The 25,440-nt window shown below is 64.9% G+C and carries 32 protein-coding genes and 1 pseudogene; 18 read left to right on the forward strand and 15 right to left on the reverse strand.

Annotation, left to right across the window (positions count from 1 at the left end):
• Nucleotides 1–39: 39 nt before the first annotated feature.
• Nucleotides 40–1,959 (forward strand): DEAD/DEAH box helicase, encoded by a 1,920-nt coding sequence (locus Q0964_RS17105; RefSeq protein ID WP_414652183.1) that lies wholly within the window; start codon nt 40–42, stop codon nt 1,957–1,959.
• Nucleotides 1,960–1,989: 30 nt separating this feature from the next.
• Here Q0964_RS17105 and Q0964_RS17110 read toward each other — a convergent pair whose 3' ends face one another.
• On the reverse strand, nt 1,990–2,241 hold the full coding sequence (locus Q0964_RS17110; protein WP_299270140.1) for a DUF8015 family protein: 252 nt from the start codon (nt 2,239–2,241) through the stop codon (nt 1,990–1,992).
• 279 nt (nt 2,242–2,520) lie between these two features.
• On the opposite strand from Q0964_RS17110, the gene Q0964_RS17115 reads away from it, so the two are divergent.
• On the forward strand, nt 2,521–2,724 hold the full coding sequence (locus Q0964_RS17115) for a hypothetical protein (RefSeq protein ID WP_299270142.1): 204 nt from the start codon (nt 2,521–2,523) through the stop codon (nt 2,722–2,724).
• Here Q0964_RS17115 and Q0964_RS17120 read toward each other — a convergent pair.
• The 4 genes and pseudogenes from Q0964_RS17120 to Q0964_RS17135 form a co-directional block, all read right to left on the reverse strand.
• A pseudogene (locus Q0964_RS17120) lies at nt 2,721–4,474 on the reverse strand (MutS-related protein). The gene Q0964_RS17115 and the pseudogene Q0964_RS17120 overlap by 4 nt on opposite strands.
• Nucleotides 4,475–4,519: 45 nt before the next feature.
• Nucleotides 4,520–4,999, reverse strand: coding sequence for an SRPBCC family protein (locus Q0964_RS17125; RefSeq protein ID WP_299270145.1), 480 nt, complete (start codon nt 4,997–4,999; stop codon nt 4,520–4,522).
• 54 nt (nt 5,000–5,053) lie between these two features.
• Nucleotides 5,054–6,313: a Glu/Leu/Phe/Val family dehydrogenase gene (locus Q0964_RS17130; protein WP_299270148.1), complete on the reverse strand. Its 1,260-nt coding sequence runs from the start codon at nt 6,311–6,313 to the stop codon at nt 5,054–5,056.
• Between the two features lie 79 nt (nt 6,314–6,392).
• The gene (locus Q0964_RS17135) at nt 6,393–7,244 is read right to left on the reverse strand and encodes an HpcH/HpaI aldolase/citrate lyase family protein (protein WP_299270151.1); all 852 of its coding nucleotides are present in this window, start codon (nt 7,242–7,244) and stop codon (nt 6,393–6,395) included.
• An 86-nt stretch (nt 7,245–7,330) separates the two neighbouring features.
• On the opposite strand from Q0964_RS17135, the gene Q0964_RS17140 reads away from it, so the two are divergent.
• From Q0964_RS17140 to Q0964_RS17150, 3 genes are all read left to right on the forward strand, one after another.
• On the forward strand, nt 7,331–7,786 hold the full coding sequence (locus Q0964_RS17140; protein ID WP_299270154.1) for a MaoC family dehydratase: 456 nt from the start codon (nt 7,331–7,333) through the stop codon (nt 7,784–7,786).
• Between the two features lie 126 nt (nt 7,787–7,912).
• Nucleotides 7,913–8,650 (forward strand): spore germination YkwD domain-containing protein, encoded by a 738-nt coding sequence (locus Q0964_RS17145; protein ID WP_299270157.1) that lies wholly within the window; start codon nt 7,913–7,915, stop codon nt 8,648–8,650.
• A 121-nt stretch (nt 8,651–8,771) separates the two neighbouring features.
• The gene (locus tag Q0964_RS17150) at nt 8,772–9,023 is read left to right on the forward strand and encodes a helix-turn-helix domain-containing protein (protein ID WP_299270160.1); all 252 of its coding nucleotides are present in this window, start codon (nt 8,772–8,774) and stop codon (nt 9,021–9,023) included.
• A gap of 54 nt (nt 9,024–9,077) precedes the next feature.
• On the opposite strand, the gene Q0964_RS17155 is transcribed toward Q0964_RS17150, so the two are convergent.
• Nucleotides 9,078–10,076: a cytochrome c oxidase subunit II gene (locus Q0964_RS17155; RefSeq protein ID WP_414652184.1), complete on the reverse strand. Its 999-nt coding sequence runs from the start codon at nt 10,074–10,076 to the stop codon at nt 9,078–9,080.
• A 159-nt stretch (nt 10,077–10,235) separates the two neighbouring features.
• Between Q0964_RS17155 and cyoE the strand changes: the two genes are divergently transcribed.
• Genes cyoE through Q0964_RS17185 form a run of 5 tightly spaced genes read left to right on the forward strand, consistent with a single transcriptional unit; the run spans nt 10,236 to nt 14,394 of the window.
• Entirely contained in the window at nt 10,236–11,657 is a 1,422-nt protein-coding gene (cyoE, locus tag Q0964_RS17165; RefSeq protein WP_299270162.1) for a heme o synthase, read from the forward strand.
• Nucleotides 11,654–12,340 carry a DUF7546 family protein gene (locus Q0964_RS17170; protein WP_299270165.1) on the forward strand — a complete coding sequence of 229 codons (687 nt, stop codon included), beginning with the start codon at nt 11,654–11,656 and terminating at the stop codon, nt 12,338–12,340. Before cyoE ends, Q0964_RS17170 begins: the two co-directional genes overlap by 4 nt.
• A gap of 35 nt (nt 12,341–12,375) precedes the next feature.
• The gene (locus tag Q0964_RS17175; protein ID WP_299270168.1) at nt 12,376–12,606 is read left to right on the forward strand and encodes an Rdx family protein; all 231 of its coding nucleotides are present in this window, start codon (nt 12,376–12,378) and stop codon (nt 12,604–12,606) included.
• Between the two features lie 49 nt (nt 12,607–12,655).
• Entirely contained in the window at nt 12,656–13,624 is a 969-nt protein-coding gene (locus Q0964_RS17180) for an ABC transporter ATP-binding protein (RefSeq protein WP_299270171.1), read from the forward strand.
• On the forward strand, nt 13,621–14,394 hold the full coding sequence (locus Q0964_RS17185; RefSeq protein ID WP_299270173.1) for an ABC transporter permease: 774 nt from the start codon (nt 13,621–13,623) through the stop codon (nt 14,392–14,394). The genes Q0964_RS17180 and Q0964_RS17185 overlap by 4 nt, the downstream gene beginning before the upstream one ends.
• A 147-nt stretch (nt 14,395–14,541) precedes the next feature.
• Here Q0964_RS17185 and Q0964_RS17190 read toward each other — a convergent pair whose 3' ends face one another.
• On the reverse strand, nt 14,542–14,895 hold the full coding sequence (locus Q0964_RS17190) for a DUF7522 family protein (protein WP_299270176.1): 354 nt from the start codon (nt 14,893–14,895) through the stop codon (nt 14,542–14,544).
• Between the two features lie 212 nt (nt 14,896–15,107).
• A complete protein-coding gene (locus tag Q0964_RS17195) occupies nt 15,108–15,767 on the reverse strand; it encodes a DUF420 domain-containing protein (RefSeq protein ID WP_299270179.1) in 660 nt (219 codons plus the stop codon).
• Between the two features lie 278 nt (nt 15,768–16,045).
• Between Q0964_RS17195 and Q0964_RS17200 the strand changes: the two genes are divergently transcribed.
• From Q0964_RS17200 to Q0964_RS17225, 6 genes are all read left to right on the forward strand, one after another.
• The gene (locus tag Q0964_RS17200; RefSeq protein WP_299270181.1) at nt 16,046–16,465 is read left to right on the forward strand and encodes a cobalamin B12-binding domain-containing protein; all 420 of its coding nucleotides are present in this window, start codon (nt 16,046–16,048) and stop codon (nt 16,463–16,465) included.
• 73 nt (nt 16,466–16,538) lie between these two features.
• On the forward strand, nt 16,539–17,585 hold the full coding sequence (gene meaB, locus Q0964_RS17205) for a methylmalonyl Co-A mutase-associated GTPase MeaB (RefSeq protein ID WP_299270184.1): 1,047 nt from the start codon (nt 16,539–16,541) through the stop codon (nt 17,583–17,585).
• Nucleotides 17,586–18,044: 459 nt separating this feature from the next.
• Nucleotides 18,045–19,067: a transposase gene (locus Q0964_RS17210; RefSeq protein WP_299270187.1), complete on the forward strand. Its 1,023-nt coding sequence runs from the start codon at nt 18,045–18,047 to the stop codon at nt 19,065–19,067.
• A 103-nt stretch (nt 19,068–19,170) separates the two neighbouring features.
• A complete protein-coding gene (locus Q0964_RS17215; RefSeq protein WP_299270189.1) occupies nt 19,171–19,344 on the forward strand; it encodes a hypothetical protein in 174 nt (57 codons plus the stop codon).
• A 59-nt stretch (nt 19,345–19,403) separates the two neighbouring features.
• Complete coding sequence (locus Q0964_RS17220; protein ID WP_299270192.1) at nt 19,404–20,393, forward strand: alpha/beta fold hydrolase; 990 nt, start codon at nt 19,404–19,406, stop codon at nt 20,391–20,393.
• A 1-nt stretch (nt 20,394) separates the two neighbouring features.
• Nucleotides 20,395–20,799, forward strand: a complete 405-nt coding sequence (locus Q0964_RS17225; protein WP_299270195.1) for a hypothetical protein — start codon at nt 20,395–20,397, stop codon at nt 20,797–20,799.
• On the opposite strand, the gene Q0964_RS17230 is transcribed toward Q0964_RS17225, so the two are convergent.
• The 3 genes from Q0964_RS17230 to Q0964_RS17240 all read right to left on the reverse strand — a co-directional run bounded on the left by Q0964_RS17230 (nt 20,796) and on the right by Q0964_RS17240 (nt 22,753).
• Nucleotides 20,796–21,182 (reverse strand): Zn-ribbon domain-containing OB-fold protein, encoded by a 387-nt coding sequence (locus tag Q0964_RS17230; protein ID WP_299270199.1) that lies wholly within the window; start codon nt 21,180–21,182, stop codon nt 20,796–20,798. The genes Q0964_RS17225 and Q0964_RS17230 overlap by 4 nt on opposite strands.
• A complete protein-coding gene (locus tag Q0964_RS17235; RefSeq protein WP_299270202.1) occupies nt 21,179–22,348 on the reverse strand; it encodes a thiolase C-terminal domain-containing protein in 1,170 nt (389 codons plus the stop codon). Before Q0964_RS17235 ends, Q0964_RS17230 begins: the two co-directional genes overlap by 4 nt.
• A gap of 123 nt (nt 22,349–22,471) precedes the next feature.
• Nucleotides 22,472–22,753, reverse strand: coding sequence for a YncE family protein (locus Q0964_RS17240; RefSeq protein ID WP_299270204.1), 282 nt, complete (start codon nt 22,751–22,753; stop codon nt 22,472–22,474).
• A 91-nt stretch (nt 22,754–22,844) separates the two neighbouring features.
• On the opposite strand from Q0964_RS17240, the gene Q0964_RS17245 reads away from it, so the two are divergent.
• Nucleotides 22,845–23,060: a helix-turn-helix domain-containing protein gene (locus tag Q0964_RS17245; protein WP_299270207.1), complete on the forward strand. Its 216-nt coding sequence runs from the start codon at nt 22,845–22,847 to the stop codon at nt 23,058–23,060.
• A 1-nt stretch (nt 23,061) separates the two neighbouring features.
• Here the strand turns inward: Q0964_RS17245 and Q0964_RS17250 are convergent, their stop codons facing one another.
• Nucleotides 23,062–23,343 carry a DUF7111 family protein gene (locus Q0964_RS17250; protein WP_299270210.1) on the reverse strand — a complete coding sequence of 94 codons (282 nt, stop codon included), beginning with the start codon at nt 23,341–23,343 and terminating at the stop codon, nt 23,062–23,064.
• Nucleotides 23,344–23,449: 106 nt separating this feature from the next.
• On the opposite strand from Q0964_RS17250, the gene Q0964_RS17255 reads away from it, so the two are divergent.
• Nucleotides 23,450–23,728 (forward strand): PadR family transcriptional regulator, encoded by a 279-nt coding sequence (locus tag Q0964_RS17255; protein ID WP_299270213.1) that lies wholly within the window; start codon nt 23,450–23,452, stop codon nt 23,726–23,728.
• A 1-nt stretch (nt 23,729) separates the two neighbouring features.
• Here the strand turns inward: Q0964_RS17255 and Q0964_RS17260 are convergent, their stop codons facing one another.
• From Q0964_RS17260 to Q0964_RS17270, 3 genes are all read right to left on the reverse strand, one after another.
• Entirely contained in the window at nt 23,730–24,080 is a 351-nt protein-coding gene (locus Q0964_RS17260; RefSeq protein WP_299270216.1) for a hypothetical protein, read from the reverse strand.
• Between the two features lie 98 nt (nt 24,081–24,178).
• A complete protein-coding gene (locus Q0964_RS17265) occupies nt 24,179–24,844 on the reverse strand; it encodes a helix-turn-helix domain-containing protein (RefSeq protein WP_299270221.1) in 666 nt (221 codons plus the stop codon).
• Between the two features lie 78 nt (nt 24,845–24,922).
• Complete coding sequence (locus Q0964_RS17270; protein ID WP_299270224.1) at nt 24,923–25,252, reverse strand: hypothetical protein; 330 nt, start codon at nt 25,250–25,252, stop codon at nt 24,923–24,925.
• Nucleotides 25,253–25,440: the final 188 nt, after the last annotated feature.

A 25,440-nucleotide genomic window follows, 5' to 3' on the forward strand; every position in this document is an offset into this window, starting at 1 on the left:
ACGTAAGCCGTTTGTCCGTCCGCGGCCTAGTAGTTTGCAGTGACAGACAACGACGAGCCCGACGGTGTCGACACGACGGACGGGGACGGCCAGCCCGGCGGTGACCCGCCCACCAGCGACGCCGTTCTCGACGCCGAGACGTTCACGGACGTGGTGCAGGATATCGGGCGACCCGTCGTCACCGCCAGTCACGTCGCACAGACGCTGGACTGGACACAGGACGACGCCAGCGCCGCCCTCGACGACCTCGCCGAAGAGCGTGCGGTCGACCGACTGGACGTCTCCGCAGACCCGGTCGTCTGGTACCCGACCGACTGGTCCAGACTGGTCGAACGCGAGCGGGTGATTCTCTTTCCCGGCCGCCGCGAGATCGTCGTCGACCACCCCACACAGTTCACACGGGCACAGCTCTCGCAGTTCGCCCACCTCGTCGACACGACCCACCGCGGTGGCTACCTCTACGAACTCCGCCGGGAGGACATCTGGGGCGCACCATACGACGAGTTCGAGGCGCTGCTGGGCACGGTTCGGGACGTGCTACCGGAACGCTCACCCGAACTGGAGGAGTGGGTCGAGGACCAGTGGAAACGCGCCCACCGCTTTACCCTCCGGACCCACGAGGACGGCTACGTCGTTCTCGAAGCCGCGACGGACTCGCTGATGGGCAACGTCGCTCGCGAGAAACTCGACGAGGGACAGCTTCGGGCGGCCATCTCCGACACGGAGAGCTGGGTCGCAGAGGAGGCCGTCGCCGAGGTCAAACGAATCCTCTACGAGTCTGGTTACCCCGTCCAGGACGAGCGGGACCTGGACACCGGCGAGGCCCTCGACCTCGACCTTGACCTGGACCTCCGGGACTACCAGCACGAGTGGGTGGGACAGTTCATGGAGACCAAGTCGGGGGTTCTCGTCGGGCCGCCAGGCGCGGGCAAGACCGTGGCGGCGCTGGGCATCCTCTCGCGCGTCGGCGGAGAGACTCTCGTACTGGTTCCCAGCCGCGAACTCGCCGGACAGTGGCGCGACGAGGTCCTCGCCCGGACGACCCTGACCGAGGAGCAGGTCGGGGAGTACCACGGCGGGACCAAGCAGATAGCGCCGCTCACCATCGCCACTTACCAGACCGCAGGGATGGACCGTCACCGGCAACTGTTCGACAGCCGCGAGTGGGGGCTTGTCATCTACGACGAAGTTCATCACATTCCAGCCTCGGTAGCTCGACGGAGCGCCGACCTCCAGACCAAACACCGCCTCGGCCTCTCCTCTTCGCCCGTTCGAGAGGACGACAAGGAAGAGGAGATATACACGCTGATCGGGCCGCCCATCGGGACGGACTGGAACGCGCTGTTCGACGCGGGCTTCGTCGCCGAACCGGAAGTCGAAATCAGATACGTCCCCTGGACCGACGGGGACGCACGAAACCAGTACGTCAGTTCCGACGGCCACGAGCGCCGGCAGCTCGCGGCGGCGAACCCCGCCAAACGCGAGGAGGTGGCACACCTGCTCGCCCGCCACCCCGAGAGGAAGGCGCTGGTCTTCTGTGACTATCTCGACCAGGGGCGAGAGCTGTCGGCGTTTCTCGACGTGCCGTTCATCAGCGGTGAGATGCCCCACAGCCGCCGTGAGCGCCTGCTCGACGAGTTCCGGCGGGCCGACCGGGACACACTGATCGTCTCCCGGGTGGGCGACGAGGGAATCGACCTGCCCGACGCCGAACTGGCCGTCGTCGCGTCCGGCCTCGGGGGGTCGCGCAGACAGGGCGCCCAGCGAGCGGGTCGAACCATGCGCCCGGAAGGACGGTCGCTGGTCTTCGTACTCGCAACACGTGGAAGCCGGGAGGAGGACTTCGCACAGCGACGGATGCGCCACCTCTCCTCGAAGGGAGTCCGCGTCTCCGAGGCCGAAGCGGAAGCCGTTACGAACGACGGAGACGCCACTTCGGGCGACGAGGACCGGAGCTAACTGACACCGGTCGACGGAAGAGCGGACCGGTCACTCCGTCGGTCTGATCGGTGGGTTGACGAACAGCGCGTCCACCAGCGCGAGCGCGCCGACTGCCGACGCGCCGACGAGCGTCGTCTGGAACGACACCGACAGCAGGGAACCGAGAGCGACGCTCAACAGAAACACCACCGGAATGAACACGAGTATCAGATCGTACCGCGAGAGCGAGTCTATCGTCTGCAGTCCGGTACGGCTCGATTCTGCGTTGTCACTCCAGGGCATGGCATTCACCTCTCCCATGTGTAACTACCACACAGTTTCACTAAAATCTTGCTCCGATACAGTTCACCGAACACATCTTGAATACCGTTGGCGGTTCCGGAGATAATCAGAAAATAATATGCTGAACTTATCGCGGCGTCTGTGTCCACTCGTCGGGGGACGACGGGGGCGACCGACCGCGGATGCGGGCGGCGTGACTCCGGCGGCTACCGGGTCGTTCCGACAGTCCGCGGTGTGACCGTGGTCCAAGGCTGGTGGTTCCACAAGACACAGGTCGGCTCGGTCGTAACGGTATGTATGGACGAACTCGGGAGTCGGCCGACGGAGGGCCAGCGGGTCCGCGCCATGGTCGGTGGGCGGGCCGTTCACGGACGCGTCGAGTCAGTGACGTACACGCCGAAAAAAGGGAATCTGATCGCGAAAGTAACCCTCGACGAACCGGGGCCGGACGGCCGAACGGCACTTGCAGTCGCCGTCGAAGATCTCGACGGTATCGACTAGTCCTGTGACCACTTGGCGTCTGCTAGCGTGCGCTGAACGGCCTCCTGACCGACCGCGGCGGCGAGTGTCTCGAACCCCGCACGTTCCTTCCGGTCGTCGGCGTTGGCCACCAGTCGCGAGACGATGAACTCCGGTGTGGACCTGCCGACGGTGCCGAAGCGGGGCTGGTAATCGACCGAGAGGTCCAGATCCGGGTCGAGCCCTTCTGCGAAGATGCCGTCGGTTCGAGCCTCGTCGGGTAGCGGTTCGAGGTCGTCGGCGAGGTGGGTGACGAACACGCCCAGTGCGTCCTCGTCGACGGTCAGCGTCACCAGTCCGTGCAACATATCGGCGGCGCTTCCAGGTTCGGTGATAGCCTCGAACTCGTCGACGAGCATCAGGGTCCGGCCGTCGTCGGTCAGCGGCGGCACTACGGTCTGGAGCGTCGACTCCAGGACGCCCGCGTTGAAGCTGGCGTGCCGGCGGTGAAACACGATCACGTCCACGATGCCGACTTCGGCGGCGTCGGCCGGGACGGGAAGCCCCATCTGCGCGAGCAACTGTACCTGACAGAGCGTTTCCAGCAGGGTGGTCTTCCCTCCGCTGTTCGCGCCAGTGAGAACGGTCACGCGGTCGCTCGGCGGCGGCGACCCGCTCGAAACGTCCAAATCGTGGTCACCGACGGCGTAGTCGACGGGTTGGACGGTGACGTCGGCCGCCTGGAGTTCGAGGTTCCGGGCTTGTGCGACGGCGACGGTCTCACCGTCGTCGGCGACGCCGGTCGCGTCAGGTCGAATGCTACTGCAAAACGAGCCAGAGAGACGTACAGTGCCGCGTCGTCGACGGCCGCGACGGCGGCATCGATCTCCTCACGGGCGTCCTCGATGGCGCCTTCCAGGTCGGCGGTGAGCTCCTCTCGCCGCTCTTCGACCGCGGTCCGGCGGCCGTCGGCCAGGTTCCGGAGGCTCTCTCCGACGAAGTCGGCGGCGTCGGTGGCGTCGCCGGGCATCGCTTCCCGGATCGTAGCCGCCGGAACGGTGGTCTCGTCGACGATGTGGCGGCGGAACGCCTCGCGGAACTCCTCGGCCCCGCGGGCGCTTTCCTGGACCGACTCGACCACCGCGCTGCGGTTGGCGGCGAGTTCGTCGACGGCGGCGTACTGGTCGCGTAGTTCGTCGAGGCGGTCGTCGACGCCGCGGTCGACCCCGTCCTCACCCAGCGCCGCGAGTGCGTCGGCGGCATCGGCCAGTGCATCGCGGTGCAGCGCAGCCACGCGGTCGAAGACGCCGCCGCTGACACCGGCGTCGAGCAAATCGACTGCCGTCTCGACCGCCGAGTGTTCGCCACCGGTCACACTGTCGTGTGCCCCGAACGCCTCGACGACGGCTTCGCGGTCGGACTCGGAGAGGGCGGTCCAGGCGTCGACGGCCGAGAGGACCGCGTCCAGCCGGTCGGTCATCGCTGCACGGTCACGGAGCGGGGTCAGTACGCGGATGCGGTCCTCGGCGTGCCGCGTGACGGCGAACTCACTGGCCAGGTCGAGCATCGACTTGTACACCGCTCGCGTGTCCCGGGTCGAGAGGACGGCCATCCCGTCCCCACCGTTGGCACGCCGAAGAATCCGGGTGGCACGCCCCCGACCGAGCCCGGCGTCCATCAGCGCCCGGCTGTCGGCGTTCTCGATGGCCTCGATTGCCGCGGCCTCACCGATACTGTCGGCCAGTACCGCCTTCGTCTTGGGACCGACGCCCCAGTACTCCTCCAGTCGCATATCCGCGGCCAGAAGCGGCGCGGCCTTAGTGATTCGGAAACCCGCCTACTCCAGTCGCTTCTTGGTCTGCCCGTGACGGTACCGAAACATCGGCTCCATCCCGACGACCGCAAGCGGTGAGAGAGCCCGCCCGAGTCCGCCCAGCGGGAGTTCGTACTCGACGCTGTCGGAAACGAGGGTCCCGTCACCGTCGGCGAAGAACTCGTGTGTGTGTTCCCACTCGGCGAACGGGCCACCCTCCATCGTGTCGCGGAACATCGCGGACCCGTCGCCTTCCTCGCGTTCCGCGATGACGGAGGTCCACTCCTGGCGCGGCCCGAGGCCCAGCGGGCGGACCGACGATTCGATCTGTGCGCCGGTCTCCAGAATCCCGGGGTCGGGGGCGCCGTCGGGACCGATGACGGATTCGACCTCCAGATTCATCCAGCCGGGTGTGAGCGCTTCGAGACCAGTTATACGGGAGTGAAAGTCCCACACCTCCTCGAACGGCGCGTCAACCCGCACTGTTCGCTCGTACTGAGACACGCCTGGGTTACGGCCAGCGGGTGTAAAACCTTAGCGTTGCCGACGCGCGGACGGTCAGGGGAACGTGCCCGCCTCGTCGGCAGCGTTGGCGACGCGTTCGATGGCGGTGACGTATGCCGCGGTCCGGTAATTAGGCACGTCTTTGTCCTCGTAAGTCTCTGTGAGCGTGTCGAACGCGTTGGTAATAATCCGTTCGAGTTCGTCGACGACGCGCTCCTCTGTCCAGTAGAACCGCTGTCGGTTCTGAACCCACTCGAAGTACGAGACTGTGACGCCACCCGCGTTCGCCAGGATGTCGGGGAACACCGCTACGTCACGGTCGGTCAACACGTCGTCGGCGTCGGGTGTCAGGGGTCCGTTCGCGGCCTCGACGATGATATCGGCGCTGACTCGCCGGGCGATCTCCTCGTCGATTGCGTTTTCGAGCGCCGCGGGGATCAACAGGTCCACGTCCATCGTCAGCAGTTCGTCGTTCGTCAGTTCCTCGCTCGCGCCGGGATAGCCAGAGAGCTGACCGGTCTCGTTTTTGTGCCCTTTCGTGGCCGCCACGTCGAGACCGTCGGGGTCGTGTACCGCACCGCTCGAATCGGAGACGGCGACCACGTTGGCCCCGAGTTGCTCGTCGATCAGGCGCGCGGCCACCGACCCAGCGTTGCCGAAGCCCTGGACGGCGACGGTCGCCTCGGTGACCGACTTGCCGAGGTATTCGAACGCTTCGCGGGCGGTGAGCATCACCGACCGACCGGTCGCCTCGACGCGGCCCGCACTCCCGCCACTGGTCGGTGCCTTCCCGGTCACTGTCCCCGGTGCCGTGGTGTTTTCTAACGTCTCGTAGGTGTCTTTGATCCAGTTCATCTCCCGCTGTCCGGTGTTGACGTCCGGGGCCGGAATGTCCCGGTCCGGGCCGATCAGCGGCCGGAGCTCTTTCGCGTAGGCCCGCGTGACCCGTTCGAGTTCCGACAGCGAGTACTTTCGCGGGTCGATCACGATGCCGCCTTTCCCACCGCCGTAGGGGATGTCGACGGTCGCACACTTGTACACCATCCACCCCGAGAGCGCCGTGACCTCGTCGCGGCTGACGTTCGGGTGGTACCGGATTCCCCCCTTGTAGGGTCCGCGGTCGCCGTTGAACTGCGATCGAAAGGCTGTAAATACGCCGATAGACCCGTCGTCCATCTCGACTGAGAGTGTCGTCTCGAGGACTCGCTCGGGCCGCTTCAGCCGTTCGAGGACGTCAGCATCCACGTCGACACACGCGGCCGCATCGTCGATCTGCTCCTGCAGACTCTCGAACGGATTTACCTCGCCGGACATGCAACGTTTCTTGTCCGTTTCGGGTTTAACTTTGATGGTGTAATTATCATGGGGAGGAATTAATATTGTACAAGGACTGTCACCGTTGCTCGGCGGCGCGGGCGCGGTCGAGGACCTGTTCGGCCTGCGCGATCAGGGGCGCGTCGATCATTTCGTCGTCGACGCGGAACACGCCCCGGCCCTCCGCGTCGGCCTCGTCTCTGGCGTCCAGGACACGTCTCGCCCAGTCGACGCGCTCCTCGCTGGGGGTGAACGCGTTGTTGATGACCGGGACCTGCGCGGGATGAATTGCCAGTTTCCCGTCGAATCCGAGTTGGACGGTGAACTCGGCGGCCGACTCCAGTCCGTCGGTATCGTCGACATCGACGTGAATCGTGTCCAGGGCGTCGACGCCGGCTGCTGCGGCGGCGAGGACGACCTGCTCGCGGGCGTGCAGTGCTTCGACACCGTCGTCGGTCCTGGTCGCACCGATGTCCGCCGCGAGGTCCTCTGCACCGATGGCGACAGCGTCGACTCGGGGAGTGGCGGCGATGTCCTCGGCGTGTAACACGCCCGCCGCCGATTCGATCAGTGCGACAACGGGAGCGTCGACGCCGTACTCGTCGAGCAGGCCGACGACTCGTTCGACCCCCGCCACGTCACTGACTTTTGGGAGCATCACGGCATCGACTGGCGACGCGTCGGCCAGCGCGTTCGCCACGTCGGCGTCTGCCACTGTGCCCGGTGGGTTGACACGGACCCAGACCGAGCACTCGGGGTCGAATTCGGCGTCGGTGAGCACCTCGTGTATCGCGTCCCGGGCGACAGGCCTGCGGTCCGGAACAACCGCGTCCTCCAAATCGAACACGACCGCGTCGGCACCGGAGCCGGGTGCCTTTCGCATGAGTGCGGGCTGGTCACCGGGTGAGAACAACACACTTCTACGGGCCATACGCTGGCGTGTTCGCCCAGGCGTAAGTCCGTTCCCCCGCCGGGCGGACGCCAGCGTTTATTTTCGGGGCGGTCGAGAGGTCGGACATGCCTGGCCTGTACTACGAGGAGTTCGAGGTCGGAGAGACGATTCACCACGAGAAGCGCCGGACCATCTCCGAGAGCGACAACCAGCGGTTCTGTGATATGACGATGAATCAGCAGCCGCTCCACCTCGATTCGGCGTTCGCAGCCGACACCGAGTTCGGCGAGCGCATCGTCAACGGGCTGTTAACAATGAGCCTCGCCGTCGGGCTCACGATTCCCGACACGACCGACGGGACCATCGTGGCGAACCTCTCCTACGACAACGTCGAACACCCGGCGCCGGTCTATCACGGCGACACGATTCGAGCGCAGTCGACGGTCACGGACAAACGCGAGACCAGCGACGGAGACCGCGGCGTCGTCACGATGCGCGTCGAGGCGCTCGTCGTCGGCGAGGACGACCGACTGGTCTGTGAGTTCGACCGGACGGCGCTCTCTCTGAAGCGACCCAGCTGACGCCCGTCGGGCGGACGACGAGTGTGGGTTCGAGAGACCGCATACAATCGCCCGTGTAATGGCCAATTACGAGTGTGGTAATAGCACCAAAAGTTGAATTACTGCGGCGGTTAGGAGAGCGATAGTATGGTGAATAAGGCGGCATTATCGGTGCTCGGCGTTATCGTTCTGGCTTCTATGGGCGTTGGCGTCCTCATCGGAATGCAGATCGGCGGTGGTGGCGCCGAGACGGTGGGTGCGTCGACCCCGACGGCGGACGAGAGTTCGCGGCAGGCACCGAGCAGCGACGGGGCCGACCCGCCCGCGCGGACGACGATTCCGGGCGGTGAGATGGCCACCGTCCAGCCACCGGACGACGAAGAGACGATTCCAGCCAGACGCTTCGAGGCTAAGGAGATAAGCCGGGAGATCGAACGGTTGCTCAACCAGCGCCGGACAAGCCGTGATCTGTCCGAGTTGTTGACCAGCGGGCGAGTCACGGGCGAACTCGACGCGCTGGCCCATAGCCACAGCGTCGCAATGGCCGACGACGCGCGCGTCAGTCACACCATCGACGGGAACTCAAGCCGCAACCGCTACGAGTCGGCCGAACTGTACAGTGCCTGTCAGTTCAAGTCCGACGCCGGGAGTTACGTCGTCGACGCGCGGTACAACCGCCTCGAACTGGTCAGTCACGCAGTCGCCGGACGAGTTCACGACGGGGAGTTCCTCAAGACCGAAGAGGAGGTCGCGCAGGCGATCGTCTCGGACTGGTCCTCTGGCACCAGCCGGGACCGTGTCTTCTACGAGAACGCGAATCAAGTTGGCGTCGGGGTCGAAGTCACACAGAGCGGCGACGTCTACGTGACCGGTAACCTCTGCTGAAACCAACCGCTCTGCATCGCTCGGCGCCGGTAACCGACGGACTCGCCAACTGTCGTTGCGGTACTGTTATGTGGGACCGATTACCATATTACGAGCGAAAAGGATGTCTCGACCCAGTTGGATGCGGTCAGCAGACGAGCGGATTCTCCGACAGCTTCAGGAGGCACAGCCGGGCTACCTCGCGCTAATCGCGAACCGACTGGGGATGCATCTGGCATATGTCGAGCGTCGGTGTGCGGTCCTCGTTGAACACGGGCTAGTCGAGCCCGTCAGCGGTGAGGTGGTCTACCAGACGACCGACCGTGGCGAGCAATTTCTCTCCGAAGAGGCCGAACGGGAAACGGACGCGACGGACGCGGCGACCAGTGATTAGCCGGTGAGGAACGAACTGTCGCGGCGAAAGGAAAAAAAGAGCGGCGGCTTATTCCTATGCGCTGAACCAGGCCTGGGCCAGCCAGGACTCGTAGTTGGACTGTGACTTGACTTCGATACTGCCGAGCATCCCGGAGTGTCCCACGCCACAGTACTCGGCGCAGTAAAGCGGATACTCGCCCGTCGACGTGGGCTTGGTGACGATGTAGTTCGACTCGCCCGGTAGCGCGTCCTGTTTCAGTCCCAGGTCCGGGGCGTGGAACGCGTGCAACCAGTCACGAGAGGTAACGTTCAGGCGGATGTTCCTCTCGTTCGGCAGTACCAGTTTGTTCGTGTTCTGGACCGTGGCACCGGAGATGCTCGCACGCTCGACGGCCGCGCCACCGACGCTCACGTCGGCGAAGCTCACTTGCTCACCGATGCGGTCCTCGTACTGGGACGCGTTGCCGACGCCAGCAGTCACCGTGCCGTTGACGAGGGAGGCGCTGTCCAGTGCACCGTCCGTAGCACTGGAGATGGAACCGCCGGATAGTATCACCCCGTCACTGGTGACGTTCTCGACGGTCGTCCCTTCGACCGAAACGTTCGCCAACGACACGTCCGTGGCGCTTGCGTTGTCTACACTGACGTTCCGGTAGACGAAGTCCCAGTTGTACTTCTGTCCGTACACTTCGATCTCCCTGGGTTGGTCTCCTTCGAGGGTGTTCTCCGACGACGCAGTGACGTACGGGCTCGCGAGCACCTGGTATGACGCGACGCCGACGAAAAGCAGGATCACTGCCGTCGCGACGGTCCAAGTAATCTCCAGACGACGGTTCTCCTGCGTCGGCCTGGCCTTGTCACTGTTTCGGAACTTCCAGACGGTGTAAATAAGTATCCCTTCGACGAGGACCGTAATCGGGACTGCCACGTAGATTAGATTACTGTTCAGTTCCCAGATCGCCCCTTCGGTGGTCGACGCATACCCTGACTGGGCGGCCGCGGGTTCGACCGCCGTCAGCAGCAACGCAGCACCGAAAAGCGCCAACGCCCCGACGCGCTTGCGGTTCATCATTAAGCGACGCTTAGGAACTGGGCCATAAATAGCTGCTGTCTTCGCGCGAGTGCGGTCCCCCTGCGACGGTTTCGCCCGCTGGTGGGGAGTGCGCGACCGACCGAAAGCGCGGGTCATAAGTATGGCCCCACTAACCTCTAAATAGTGAGAGGTACGGCCATGACCGGACACGTTTCTCGTCCCCGCTTCGCGACGCTTCTGGCAGGGTCGGCCGTGGGCGTGTACCTGCTCGTCGTCGCCGGCGCGACTGCGGCCGTCGCGGACGCCGCGAGCGCCTGCTCGACGTGGCCGGTGTGTTCCCGTCCCCCGACGCTGGCCGAACCGCCGCTGCTGGTGGCCTGGGGCCACCGCGTGGCCGCGGCGCTCGTAGGTGTACTGGTCCTCGCCACCGCCTGGACCGGTCTGCGACGAGCGACGGTGTCACGGCGGGTGAAGGCCGCACTGGCCTTCGCGCTCGTCCTGTTTCCACTGCAGGTAGTACTCGGCGCACAGGTCGCGACCACCACCGCCGCGAACCCGTTCCCGGCGGCCCACCTGCTCACCGGGATGGGCATCTTCGCCGGTCTGACCCTCGCGCTCGCCTGGCAACTGGAGCCCCGCGACGTCGGACGACCGGCGACCGAACCCGAACCCGAACCGGAACTGGAACCGACACCACCCGCGGAAGAAGCGTCCGAAGACAGCGAGCAACCGTCGCTCCCGGACAGTTCACTGGCGCGAGTCACACACGTCGTTGGCGCGTACTTCCGGCTGATGAAGCCACGACTGATGTGGCTGCTCTGTCTCGTCGCCTCAGCGGGGATGGCACTCGCTGCCGGCCCCGACCTCGCGGTCCGGACCGTCGCACTGACGCTCGGCGGCGGCGTTCTCGCCATCGGCGCGAGCGGGACGTTCAACCACGTTCTCGAACGTGACCGGGACAAGAAGATGGACCGGACGAGCGACCGACCGGTCGCGACCCACCAGCTTCCCGTCCGCAACGCCGTAACGTTCGGGTTGGTGCTGACGGCCGCCTCCGTGGCGGTTTTCCTGCAGGTGAACCTGCTCGCTGCCGCGCTCGGACTGTCAGCCATCCTGTTTTATAGCGTCATCTACACGCTGGTGCTCAAGCCCAACACGGTACAGAACACGGTCATCGGTGGGGCAGCTGGTGCCCTGCCGGCCCTGATCGGGTCGGCCGCGGTAACGGGGACCATCGGCCTGCCCGGACTCATGCTGGCCGGCGTCATCTTCGTCTGGACGCCGGCGCATTTCTACAACCTCGCGCTCGCGTACAAAGACGACTACGAGCGCGGCGGTTTCCCCATGATGCCGGTCGTTCGTGGTGAAGCGACCACCCGGAAACACATTCTGCTGTGGCTGGCCACGACGCTGCTGGCCGCTGCCGGGTTGGGGGCGCTGACGAATCTCGGCTGGGTGTACGCCGTCACGACGACCGGACTCGGCGCGGTGTTCCTTTGGGCGGTCGTTCGCCTCCACCGCGAACGCGACGAGTCCGCGGCGTTCCGTGCGTTCCACGCGTCGAACGCCTACCTCGGGGCCCTGCTACTGGCAATCGTCGTCGACGCACTCGCCGTATGACAACCGACGCCTCTATTTCGAATCGACTCGCGGGACTCAGACCGGACAGAGAGGAATTGCTGATCGCCGCCATGGTCGTCAACTCGGAGGTACTCCTGCTGGGTGTCTACTGGCTCGTCAGTTCGAGTGAGTTGACGAGTCTCCTGGCCGTCCGCTACTGGGTCTACCCGTTCGTCTGGATCAACGTCGGCCTGTGGGCGATATTCAAGACGGTGCCGGCGTCTGCCGACGATCGAGACCGCTGGCTCGCCGGTGTCATTGCGGTCGGCTACTTCGCGGTGCTGGCGTACTTCGGCGGTCTGGTCGGTCCCGCCAGTAGTGCCGCCGGACGGAGTCTGCGGCTCACGGTGCTGGCGCTGCCGCCGGGGTGGGCACCGACGCTAATCTATAACGGGGGCGTCCTCTCCGCGGCGCTGTTCCCATTCAAACTCGTCGGCTACGTCGCGCTGGCGTACTTGGTGTACGCGACGGTGCTGGACGCCGCAGGCTCGGCGGTGACCGGTGTGCTCGGCCTGCTCTCCTGTGTCAGCTGTACGTGGCCCGTGCTCGCTTCGCTGGCGACCGGCGTTCTCGGCAGTGGGAGCGCCATCGCCGGCGCGGTGTACAGTCAGTCCTACGGCCTCTCGACGCTCGTGTTCGTGGTGACGGTGGGACTACTGTACTGGCGACCGTTCGGGCGGTGACGAATCCTTTTTTTGTTCAGTCTCGAAGACTAGGTATGCCGGAAGTCGAAATCGAGTACTGCGTTCCCTGTGGCTTCCTCGAGCGTGCAGAGAACGTCCAACACGTACTGCTGGCGACGTTCGGAGAGAAACTGGACGCGGTAACGTTGCGAACCGGGGCGAACGGCGTGTTCCGCGTGACCGTCAGCGGTGACCTGGTGTACGACAAACAGGAATCGGAGTACGACGTAGACGACATCGTCCGTCGGGTGCGTGACCACGTCTAAGCGGGGCCGAACCGACGGGCTTAGGACGATACCGGTCCGCGGTCAGACAATGACAGCAGCCGTCGTCGCCGAGGACGTTCGCCGGGTCTACGGTGACACGACCGCGCTGGACGGCGTCACACTCGCCGTCGACGAAGGGGACGTGTTCGCGCTGATCGGACCGAACGGCGCGGGGAAAACCACGCTCGTCCGGGCGTTGCTCGGCACGACGGACGCCGAGGGCGACGTGCGGGTATTCGGGAAGCCGCCACGGGCAGTCGAGCGGGCACGGCTGGGGTCACTACCCCAGTCGTTCGACCCGCCTGCGCGCCTGACCGCCCGGGAGTTGCTCGATTACTACGGTGGATTGTACGACGACGCGCGCCCGGTGGCGGCGGTGCTGGACGATGTCGGACTAACCGACGACGCGGACACGTGGTACGAGGCGCTCTCGGGCGGACAGCAGCGCCGGGTCTGTGTCGGGACGGCGCTGGTCAACGACCCGGACCTGCTCGTGCTGGACGAACCGACGACGGGGATCGACCCTGCTGGTCGGCGGGCACTCTGGCGACTCATCGAAGACCTCGCGGCCGGCGGAACGACCGTCTTCCTGACGACCCACTACATGGCCGAGGCAGAGCGACTGGCCGACGAGGTGGGGCTGGTCGCCGACGGGCAACTCGTCGCTCGCGACTCGCCCGACGCTCTGGTCGCCGACCACGGCGGGGAGAGCCGGCTGGTGGTCGATACCGATACCGACGCCGCTCTCGCCGGAGAGCTGGACTATCCCGCCGAGCTGGCGGACGGGCAGTTGACCGTCTACGACGTACCGCCAGAGGAGATCGGCGCGGTCGTCGCCGCGCTCGACGCGGCCGGCGCGGCCTACGAGTCTCTCAGCTGGACCGAACCCGACCTCGAAGACGTGTATCTCGACCTCACCGGGCAGGCCGTGACCGCGAGCGGTGAGACGGTCCGGCGCGGCGAGACGCCTCTCGCCGACGGGGGCCAGAACGGTCGAGACGGAGGGACGCACCGATGAGTGCAGCCGGGCGGGTCGGCGCCGCCACCGTCGCCGCCGGGAAGTCGTTCCTCCGGCGACGGACGGCGGTTTTCTTCACGTTTTTCTTTCCGGTCATCATCATCCTGATCTTCGGGTCGCTGGTCCAGACCGGCGGTGGCGGGACCGGTCTGTTCACCGAGCCTGCGGCCTACTACGTGCCCGGCTACCTCGCAGTCGTGGTTCTGTTCACGCCGCTGTCCCGCGTCGGAAGCGAGGTCGCCCGCCACCGCGAGGGTAACCAGTTCGAGAAGCTCGCGACGACGCCGCTGTCGCGGTGGGAGTGGCTGCTGGCCCAGACGCTGGTCAACGTCGTCATCATCGGGCTGGCCGGACTCCTCCTGCTCGGGTTGATCACGGTCGTGACCGGCGCAGAACTCGCGTTCACGCCGTTGTTGATTCCGTTCGTCTTTCTCGGGGTCGCGCTGTTCTGTGGTGGAGGCGCGCTACTCGGGAGTTTCGCCGGGTCGCAGGACGGCGTCATCGCGGCGAGTAACGGGGTCGCGCTCCCCCTGCTCTTTCTCTCCGAGACGTTCGTCCCGCCGTCGATGCTGCCGGAGTGGTTCCGGCCCGCCATTCTGCTATCGCCGCTGACGTACTTCTCGCGGGGCGTACGGGCGGTGAGTTACGGCCAGGGCGTCGAACCGCTCGCGGGCCTGCCGACGGACCCGCTGTTCTCACTCGGGGTACTCGCGGGACTGACGTTGGTGTTTTTTGCCGGCGGTGCCGCAGCGCTTCCACGGACGGACTGACACCCGTGGGACCGGTGTCACACCGTTCCCCGCCGAACCGGCCAGATGTGCCGGCGCGGAGCACGGTCGGACCGACGGCTGCGGCGGGAGTGTCCTCATCGGATCAACTCCGGTCGTCTGAGGGGGGCCAGACCTGCCAGCAGTTCCTCACAGGTCCAACTTCCTGGCCGTGTCGAATACTCGCTCGACTGGAACCGTCCCGTTCCTGTCGTACGAAACCACGATAGCCTCGTACCGTGAGGACGGGAACTGGAAGATAACGATGTCTTCGAGTAGGTACATCTGGCCGAAGTATGTGCCACCGTTGACCGTCTGGCGCATGTTGTCCGAAGAGATCTGATTCCCCATGTGTTCACGGTACGTCGCATCGAAATCCGCGTCCGTGTACACATCCTCGAGGTCGTCCCTGAGGTACGCCAGATCCCAGGAGACCGCAGACAGGGTCAGTACAAGACGCATATCCGCGTCGATGTCTCGAAATTCCCGAACTACGTCGTCCATACAGCATCTCAGTGGGCGGATATACACATGAAATTACGCCCGGTATCGGTGTCGTAATACAGAGTATCTCCCGACGTACCGGCCAGAGAGCGGCCCGGTCGGCGGACGAATAACACGGCCGGACGTGTACACCGGACAGTCTCGGTATCTATCGGCCCGGTTACGTCCGGAGGAGGTGAACACCGTTCCAGGGATGCGCACGCTCCGAGTTCTCACTCACGGTCTGACGGCAGTCGAGTAGGCGGAAGCGGCCGTATCGAGACCAGCAGGAAGAGGAGACCGGCGCTGTGACCTCGCGGCGTCCAGCCGTAGACGTGATTCAGGAGCAGGTACGTGACGATGCCGAGCGCGAGCGAGAGGCCCCACGCGGTGACGGCGACTCGCCCGACTTTCGGGTGGATTGTGTCCCGCAGTTCCGCTGGCGAACGAGTCAGGCCGAGAACGACTGCGTGAAGAACAACGGGCACGGCCAGTGCCGACAGCAGGATGTGGACGGCGAGCATGAGCAGGTACGCGGTCCGGACCGGTCCACCCACGTCGATGGCTTTCTCGAACCCGCCGCCGACTTTCAGCAGGTAGAGGACGAGAAAAATCATGATGAGGGTGAAGGCGGTCAGCATGGCCGCACGGTGTCTGCGAATCTCGTCGTTCCGGACGAAGTAGACGCCGGCGAGGATGGCGGCGAGCGCGAGCGTATTGACGACGGCGATGGCGTCACCCAGAAGGATGACGACGTCCCGGCTGAACTCCGGGAGCGGAAGCATTCCACCGAACGCGCCGATCACTAGCGCGTATCCAACAATCGAGAGAACTGTCGTGACGACGCGTGGGTGAGCCTTCGGCCAGCGCTGCAGGTCGTCGGCAACTGCCATACCGATTCTGGGGACCCATCGGGCATCAGTCCGTCGCATTCGATCGGCTCAGCGGCCGTGTTTCGCGGCCCCGTACCCGGTTATCGGGCTGCTCCGCGACGTCGTGCGCGGGCCGACGAGCATCCCGAGGACCGACGATGGGTTCGATGATGCGCCGTTCCGTCGCGGTTTCTGCAAGAGATGCCGAACACGGATGCTCGGCCACGGGTCGTGAGCCGCTGGCCAGACACCCGGCGACAACAGCAAGAGTGAAAGTCCAGTCTCTGTTATACCAGGGCATGAGTGAAGCGCAGGAACAACGGACGATCCGGTGTCTCGTCGGAAAGGTGGGGCTAGACGGCCACGACCGCGGCGCACACGTCATCGCGCGGGCGTTCCGCGACGCGGGCTTCGAGGTCATCTACTCGGGACTGCACAAGGCGCCCGAGGAGGTCGTTCAGGCGGCGGTTCAGGAGGACGTGGACGTACTGGGCCTCTCGATTCTCTCGGGCGCACACAACACGCTCGTCCCGAAAATCATGGACGGCCTCGAAGAGTACGGCGCGAAAGAGGACACGCTGATTCTCGTTGGCGGGATCATCCCCGACGAGGATCGTGACGAACTGCTCGACCTCGGTGTGTCGCGCATCTTCGGCCCTGGAGCGTCCATGGACGAGATCGTCGATTTCATCCGCGAGAACGCGCCCGAGCGACAATGACTCTCGTGGGACGTCCAGCGCCGACAGCACGGAGCGCCAGCGACGACAGGAGCGACAGACGGAGTGGTCTCCAGTGACGGAGTTGATCGAGAACCTGCTCGACGGCGACCACCGGGCCCTGGCCCGCACGATAACCAAGATCGAGGACCGCGCGCCGGGCTACCGCGATCTGGTCTCACAGTTACACGAACACACCGGCCAAGCCGACGTAATCGGCATCACTGGGAGTCCCGGCGCGGGCAAGTCGACACTCGTGGACAAGATGGCCGAGGAGTATCGCGACCGCGGACTCACCGTCGGTGTCATCGCGATCGACCCGTCCTCGCCGTTCACCGGCGGAGCAGTTCTCGGAGACAGGATCCGGATGGCCTCGAACACAGGTGATATGGACGTGTTCTTCCGCTCGATGTCTGCGCGTGGCTCACTGGGCGGACTCTCGACCGCCACGACGGACGCGGTCAAGGCGCTCGACGCCTTCGGCAAGGACAAAGTCATCATCGAGACAGTGGGTGCGGGGCAAAACGAGGTCGACATCGTCCGAATGGCCGACACCGTGGCCGTGCTGGTCCCGCCGGCCAGCGGCGACGACGTACAGATGCTCAAAGCGGGTATCCTGGAGATTGCGGACCTGTTCGCCGTCAACAAGGCCGACCTCGACGGGGCGAACAGGACCGTGCAGGAACTCCGCGAGATGATCGAGATGCGACGGGACGAACTCGCCGTCGCCACCGGCCACCACGGTGCGGTCGAGAAGACATCGCCGGGCGGGGGCGGGGCCGACGAGGAAACCGACGACGAACCCTCCTGGTCGCCGTCCATCGTCGAGACGGTGGCGAAACGCGGCGAGGGACTCGGAGAACTCCTGTCGATACTGGACGACCACCGCGAGTATCTCGTCTCGTCGGGGCAACTGGAGAGCAAAGCTCGCGACCGCTACGCCGCCGAGATCAGGACGCTCCTGCGGGAAGACTCGGCCGAGCTGCTGGCAGAGGAGATCGAGGCCCGCGGCGGTATCGAAGGGTTCGTCGACCGCGTACTCGACCGCGAGACCGACCCCTACGCCGTCGCGGACGACCTGCTCGACCCGGTCGTAGAGTGCGTCGAATCGAAGCGAGACTGAGCGCGTTCCCACCGTCCGAGAGCAGACGTAGACGTGTGTACGACAGTTTCCCTGACGACAGCACGAGACTATCCCGGCCTCGACTGCCGGATACAGTCGTTGTACGCCCTTCGTCGGGAATCGTTGGCGAATCGTCGTGTGAGGATTGCGTGTACTCGACGGAACCGGCTCGGCAACAGAGCTCCCTTCGTCGGGCCGGCCCCAGTTGGCTGGGTGCGGTCGCTATGGCGACCCTGCCGGGTCGTTCGGAGAGTCGGGAGCGGGGACCGGCGGGACGGCGGACGCGCTCGCGGCGGTGACCACGACAGAGGGAACTATCTTCTGACAGCGAGAGAATCCCGCCGTTCACGCCGGGCGTGAATCGCGTAAGCTCCGGGCATACGCTGACAGTGTTGCTGGCTGGATATTCAACGGTGAGTCGCGGCCAATAAATCACTCAAACAGCATTCGTTGTGTATTGTGAATCTGACCGTCACCCGCAGTTACGTCGGCACCATTCAGAATCACCGGCAGGTGGGTGACGATTTGGATTCACTTGGAGATTCCGCCGCGAAAATCTGGAATGTTGCACGCTGGACCGCTGGCCGCATCTGGGACCAGACTGGCGAAATTCCAGACGACGGCCCGCTGAAGTCTTACATGAAAACACGGGACTGCTGGAAAAACCTGAACTCGCAGTCAAGTCAGAAGGTCCTTGAACAACTTTCTGACGCTTTCCAGTCGTGGTTCGACGTGCGGCACAAGGATGAAACGGCGAATCCGCCCGGCTACCGCAAACACGGCGACGAACGGCCACGTAGTACAGTCACGTTCAAACCAGACGGCTTCAAACACGACTCAGAGAATAACCGCGTTCGACTGTCGAAAGGAAAGAATCTGAAAGACGGGTTCTCTGACTTCGTTCTCTGCGAATACGAAACCCGGCCAGACGGAGACCTCAGCGCCATGAAAACCGTTCAGAACGTCAGAATCGTTTGGAATGGCGACGAATGGGAAGTCCACTTCGTCTGCAAGGAGGAAGTGGAAGTTACTGAGTCGGCAGGCGACGGCGTGGCTGGTGTTGACCTCGGGATTAAGAACATCGCCGCAGTCGCATTCCCAGACGAATACGTGCTGTATCCTGGGAACACGGTGAAACAGGACAAACACTACTTCACGAGAGCCGAATACGATACAGAAGGTGAGAACGGCCCGTCAGAACGAGCAGAGTGGGCACGACAGAAACGCTCACGGCGTGAGACGCATTTCTACCATGTTCTCACTGACGCCCTTATTGACGAGTGTGTTGAGCGAGGTGTTGGAACGTTGGCGGTGAGTTGGCCGGAAGATGCCCGCGAAGACGACTGGGGCAAAACCGGGAAAATAACTCCGAGTCCGCACGGAGCGGATAGGAGTAACTGCTGTGTGGCACAGCCGGCAGTCCACTTGTTCGATACATCGACGGGGAGAGTAGCCCTACAAGAACAAGTCACAGGACTGTAGACCAGCAAACATCCCACACTGCGGTACGGGAAGCCTCGCCGTCGTCGGGCTACGCCCGACTGCTTGAGGGAGCTTCGCTCCCTCTCCGTTTACGCCGAGGAGGATGTCACTTGTCTCGGTTCGAACAGCGTCCCGCGGTTTCGTCGGCACGCTCGCGGTCGCGGGGGTGTACACCCGGCGCCCGCCGACGTCCTCGTCGGTCGCGGGCATAGACGGGCTCACCGTCTGGTTCGTCGGCGCAACAGACGTGGCCGTCGCGCGGGTCTGGCGCGAGTGAGTTCCGGCGACCCCATCTGCGCCATCACGTATAAACGCCTGTCGCCCCTTGATTCCGATATGAAACTCCGAACCGCCGCACTGGGGGCGCTCAGTACTGTGGGACTGACCGCAGCCGCGAACCGATTGTTGAGCCAACGCGCGGACGGCCTCGACTCGCCGCTCTCTGGCGAGACGGGAACGTACCGCTGGCGCGGGTTCGACGTGGCCTACACGGAGGCCGGCGACCCCGATGACCCCGACATCTGCCTGTTCCACGGCATCAACGCCTCGGGCTCGGGTCACGAGTTCCGCGGCATCTTCGACGCGCTCGCGGAGGAGTATCACGTAATCGCGCCCGACATGCCGGGCTTCGGGCGTTCGGACCGACCACCGCTGCTGTACTCGGGTTCGCTGTACACCACGTTCGTCGGTGACTTCCTCGACGACGTGACCGAGGACGCGACCGTCGTCGCGGCGTCTCTGCCGGGGGCTTACGCCGCGGTCGCCGCCGAGGACGCAGACGTGGCGGAGCTGATTCTGGTCTGTCCCGACGCGACCACCTTCGAGGGACGGCGGCCCCTGGTTCGGTCGCTCGTCCGGACGCCGCTTCTGGGGACCTCCCTCTACAACCTCGCGACGTGTAAGCCCGCGATTCGCTACTTCAACAGCGACCACGGTTACTACGACGAGACAAACGTCACCGACGAACTGGTCGACTACCAGTGGGAGACGTCACACCAGTCCGGCGCGCGCTTTGCCCCCGCGTCGTTCTTCGGTGGCTTCCTCGACCTCGACGTCGACCTCGGGGGAGTGCTGGCCGACCTCGACGTACCCGTGACGCTGGTCTGGGGTCGCCAGGCTACTGTCTCTCCGCTGGAGGACGGTGAAGAACTCGCCGAGCGTGCGGACGCCCGACTTTTAGTGTTCGACCAGTCCGACGTGCAACCCCACGTCGAACACGCCGAGAAGTTCGTCCGCCGGGTCGTCCACGGCGAGGAGGCCACCGAAGCGACCAGCATCGAAATCGAACGGCCGGGTGACGAGAAGCCCGCCGAGACAGAGGAATAGAATGCAGACCGGTTCCCGTGCCATCCTGGGGGTCGTCGTCGGCCTCGCGGTCGGGACCGGTGGCTACTGGCTCGCTGGGGACGCGCTGCTCGCGATCAACCTCGTCGCCGTCTACGCGATACTGACGTGGCTGTTCGCTGGCCACTACGCCGACCTCCCGGAGGGAGACGACTGGACGGTCACTCGCTGGAACGGGTTACTCGGCGGTCTGCCGATACTGGTACTGATGCCGTTCCTCAACAACCGGCTGGGTATCTCGCCGGCCGCAGGGTTCGCGATGGCTTCGCTTGCGCTCGGCCTGGCGTACACGACATACCTAATCGGCGTCATAACGGTCCGAGAAGCCGAGTCTACCGAGCCAGCGAGACCGGGAGAAACCGAGAATGGCGTCGAAAACGTCGGTTAGCGCGGCTCGAAGACGATCAGCCGCTCGTCTCGCGTGACTGTCTCACCGACGTCGATACCGACGACCTGGCCGGTTTCGATGTCGTCGGGTTCGCGGCCGCGGACCTGGCCGGTGACCGAGACGGGCCCGAAGTCGACGACTGCGGTGACGTAGGGAGCGTCCTCGTCGAACTGTGGCGTTGGAACGGTGACGACGGTGTACGTGCTGATCTCGCCGGATTCGGGGAGTCCCTGCTTGCCGAGTTCCTGGGACCCACACTGCGGACAGGACAGTCGTGGCGGGAGGGAGCCGTGACCGTTCTCACACTCGATGTAGAAGCCCTCGCCGTCGGCGATGGCGTCGAGCAGGTCGTCGAAGCCATCGTCGCGCGGTCCGTCGCTCACTGTTCCACCTCCTCGAACACGTGGACTGTCGCACTCGCGACGGTCCCACCTGCGTTGTGGGCGAGGGCGGTCGTCGAGTCGTCGACGTCGTTAGCCCGGGGATGACGGCCCTCAAACAGCTTCGTGATGGAGATCAACTGTGCCACGCCCGTCGCGCCGACGGGGTGGCCCTTGGACTTGAGCCCCCCGGAGAGGTTCACGGGAAGGTCACCCTCGCGAGTGGTCTCGCCCCGGCCCGCGGCCCCGATAGCCTCGCCGGGTTCGTACAGACCCAACCCTTCCAGTGCGAGGACCTCGGCGATGGTGAAGCAGTCATGCACTTCCAGGAAGTCCACGGCATCGGGGCCGATGCCGGCGTCGTCGTAGGCTTCGTCGGCGGCGTCTTCGGTGGCTGGCGTCCGGGCGAAGTAGTCCCGGTCGTGCAGCGCCATCTTGTCACCGCCTTGCCCGGTGCCGGTGATTGCGACGCCGGTGTCGAGGTCGTGCTCGGCGGCGTACGCTTCGCTGACGAGGACCGCCGCGGTCGCGCCGTCCGTGATGGGACAGGAGTCGTACAGTCCGAGTGGATCGGCGATAATCGGCGCGTCGATGGCGTCCTCGGTGGTGATCGCCTGCTGCATCTGGGCGTACTCGTTGGGGAGCGCGTGTTCGTGATTCTTGACGGCAATCTCTGCGAGGTCGTTTTTCGATCCGCCGTACTTCTCGAAGTAAGCGCGAGCCATCAGAGCGTACGCGCCAGGGAACGTCATACCGGCACGAATCTCGTAGAGGTCGTCAGCGGCGATAGAGAGCGCGTCGGTCGCTGCGGCCGTTCCGATGTTCGTCATCCGTTCGGAACCGCCGACTAGCACCACGTCGGCCTCCTCGTTGCGGAGTCGGAGCACGGCGTCCCGGATCGCCGCCCCGCTCGACGCGCAGGCAGACTCGTATCGCGTCGCCGGCACGTCGAGCCCGACGGCTTCGGCCATCAGCGGTGCTTGGTGGCCTTGGTGTTCGGCCAGTTCGCCCATGAAGTTGCCGTAGAAGAGCGCCTCGACGTCGTCCGGGTCGATCCCGGCGTCGTCTAGGGCGGCCAGTCCCGCCTCGGCGAACATCGCACGCCCGGTCTGTTCGGGGTGCTTGCCGAAGTGGGTGAGGCCGACGCCGGCTACGCGTGGGTCAGACATCACAACGGCTTACGAGTCGTTCCGCATTTAATCTTGCCGGTGTGAGCACATTTCGCACACGGTCACCGACGGGAGTCCGCCTCGAACGGGCCGCGAAACGGCCACGGACGGGCGGGAGGGCTGTCAGCCGAACAGCCAATCGAACAGGCCGTCGTCGGGGTCTGTGACTTCCCTGCCCGTGCCGAGCGCGGCCTCGGGGGCGTCGACGACCTGCGTGACCATTGGAAAGTCACCGGTCGGAATCGTCGCGACCTTCTCGGCAGTTTCGCACTCGGTGATCGAAATCCTCTTTTCGTTTTCTATCGAGACGAAGGCGTGGTCACCGCCTGGCGCGTTCGACACCCGGTAGGGGTACGTCCCTACGTCGGTGATACCGACGGTCTCGAAACTCTCGTGGTCGGTCACGGCCGCGTAGGTGCCCGTGGTGCACGCAGCACAGATGCACTGCTCGTCGGGCGAGACCTCGGTGCCGTGGAGGGTCGACTGCAGTGGGTATTTGTCCTCCGAGTCCGGCCACAACGGTCCGCTGGCACAGCTTACAGACCACCAGCGGGAGGCGATAGAGACCGCCCTCGAACTCGGGTTCTATCAGTCGCCACGGGCGACCAGCTACGAGGAAATCGCCGTAGAGCTGGGCTGTGTCCCGGGCGCCGCGAACGACCTCCTTCGACGGGCTAAGGTGGCACTGGTAGCCGCCGTCCTCAACGCCTGAGTCACATTCCCATGTCAGCAGCGTCGTCGGGCACGGGGAGGGTCGAAGGTGCGACACCGAGCAACTCCGCGGCGTGGTCGAGCGCCATGTCGAACCCGTAGTAGCGTTCCAATTCGTCCCCGTCGGGCGTCGGCCGAACCTTCAGCATCGCGTACCCCTCGACGTTCTGAGCGACGGCGGCAGTCGTACCGTCACGGTCGAACGTGAGCACGCGCTCTGTGTCGGTCTCGTAGTAGCGTCCAGTAATCCCGTCGGCCGTCACTTCCTCCTCAGTGTCTGGCATTAGGACACGTTGGGCCGTGGGATAGTCGAACCTGTCGGTCGCGAACGGTCGGCCGTCGGCTGCCCCATCCCGAAAGTCCGAAGCCGCTGACGGTTCGGATACCGGTATGCGCTGGCTCCAGAGCGGTACCCGCCGCGACATCTGTGTTCTCCTCAGCGGAGCCGAGGACGCCGAGTTGCCCGCCCAGACACTCAAGACACGGCTCGAACGTCACTACGACGGCCGTATCGAGCCCCGGCAGTTCTACGGGGCCATCGAGGAACTCGAACGGAAGGGGTTCCTCGAGTCCCGAACCGAAGAACTCAGCGACGTGTACGCGCTGACCGACGCGGGCGAGCGACGGTTACGGGACCACTACGACTGGTTGCAGGAACAACTGGAGTAGGTCACTGCTGGCGGGCCAGAGCCGCCGGGTCGCGGGGCAGCCGGGTCCGCTCGACGGTCCCGGCGGTCACGACCCACCGGTACACGTCGGTGTCCGAGTAGACGACGAGTTCGGTCCGTACGGGAGTACTGTCGAAGGGGTCGTCGGGGAGTCGGTCCAGCGCGCCGAACCGCGTCCGGCTGACCGCTGGATCCGAAGGCGACCCCTCGGTCCGACGGCGAAAGGCGGCGACGAACTGGTCGCCCGAGAGAGCCGACAGCACGCGGTCGCGTACCGTCGGCTCGGGCACAGCTTTCCGACGCGCCGCCCCGCTCGTCTCCTCTTCGGTCGTCGCAGTGGCTGTGTTTTCCATCGGTACCGGCCGTTGGTTCTGCAGGGTTCCAAACTGTCGGGTTCGATATACCGCCGTTTAAATTTGACCCGGAGAGAACGAGTGGGAGCAATCGGGTGTCAGGCTCGACTGTCCGGCGGTTCGTCGGTGTGGAGCGTCCCCTCGATCAGTGCGGCGACGGCCCGGCGGACTCGCTGGGAGACCGCCGAGTCGGAGACGCCCAGATTCTCGGCGAGTTCAGCCTGGCTGATCGACCGGGGGACATCAAAGTACCCTTCGCGCGCGGCCGTCAGCAGCGTCCGTCGTTGCTGGTCGGTCAGTCCGTGGTCGTCGCTCCGGGTGGGCTCGGTCCGGTAGAGACGTTCGAGCTGGTACTCGATACCGCTGTCGAGGCAGAACTCGCGGAACGCGGCCAGCGCGTCCCGGTCGGGGACTTGGAGCTTGACCAGCCAGAGGCCACCGGTACTGTACATCTCCAGCACCATCCCACCGAGTTCGGTGACCGTCGGCGTGACCGCGATGACGTCCTCGGAGAGTCCAAGTCGGTACATGCGAACGCCGTCTTGCTCGGCCAACACGGTCGGCTCGGCGACGGTGTAGTCGTCGGCGAGTGCGTCGTCGAACGCGTCGAAGTCACCCCCCTCGACCAGAACGAAAAACCGCCGCCGCTCCGGGTCCATGGCCGGCTGAAACTGGATGCAGACACGCGCAGACGGGTTCGCCTCGATGGTCGGCGTCATCACGAGAGTCGGCGAGGAAAGCGCGAGTTCGGCGATAACGAACACTGCATCTGCTAGCAGGCTCGAGCGCTTTACCGTTGTGACTCAGGGCCGGCAGCGCTTTGCTCGCGACCCCTGGTCGAGCTACTCCGAAGCGTCCGGAAGCGAGTCTGGATCGCGGGGCATTCGTTCCGGGCCCTGTGCGAACCCACCGGCGACCCAGCGGTAGACGTGCGTCTCCGTGTACACGAACAGTTCGTCCCACCCGTCGAAGGCACGGTCCGGCAGTTCGGCCACCGTCTCGTAGCGGTGCCACTGTTCTTCGGGCGCGTCGAGCGTCCCCACGTTCTCACGGTACGCGATCGATTCCGGTGAACTGTCCACTGCCTCCCCGACCAGTTCACACACTGTCGGTTCACCGTCGGACGCCACTGGCTCCCGCCCGTCGGCGACGTTGTCGGCTGCTGCCGTCATGTGTACTCATCACAAGTGACTCGATTGAACAAAGCCTGTGCCTTCGATATCCCGTCTTTGATAACGGGGCACGTACCGGTCCCGTCAGGCAGAGAACTACCGCTCACGGGTTCGCTCCGCGGTCCGAATCGCCAGGGTCTGTCCCGTATGCGTGGGGTCCTGTCGGCCGAGAGCGTCGGGAATGACGC

It is taken from the genome of Halorientalis sp. (assembly GCF_028275115.1).
Taxonomy (GTDB): Archaea; Halobacteriota; Halobacteria; order Halobacteriales; family Haloarculaceae; genus Halorientalis.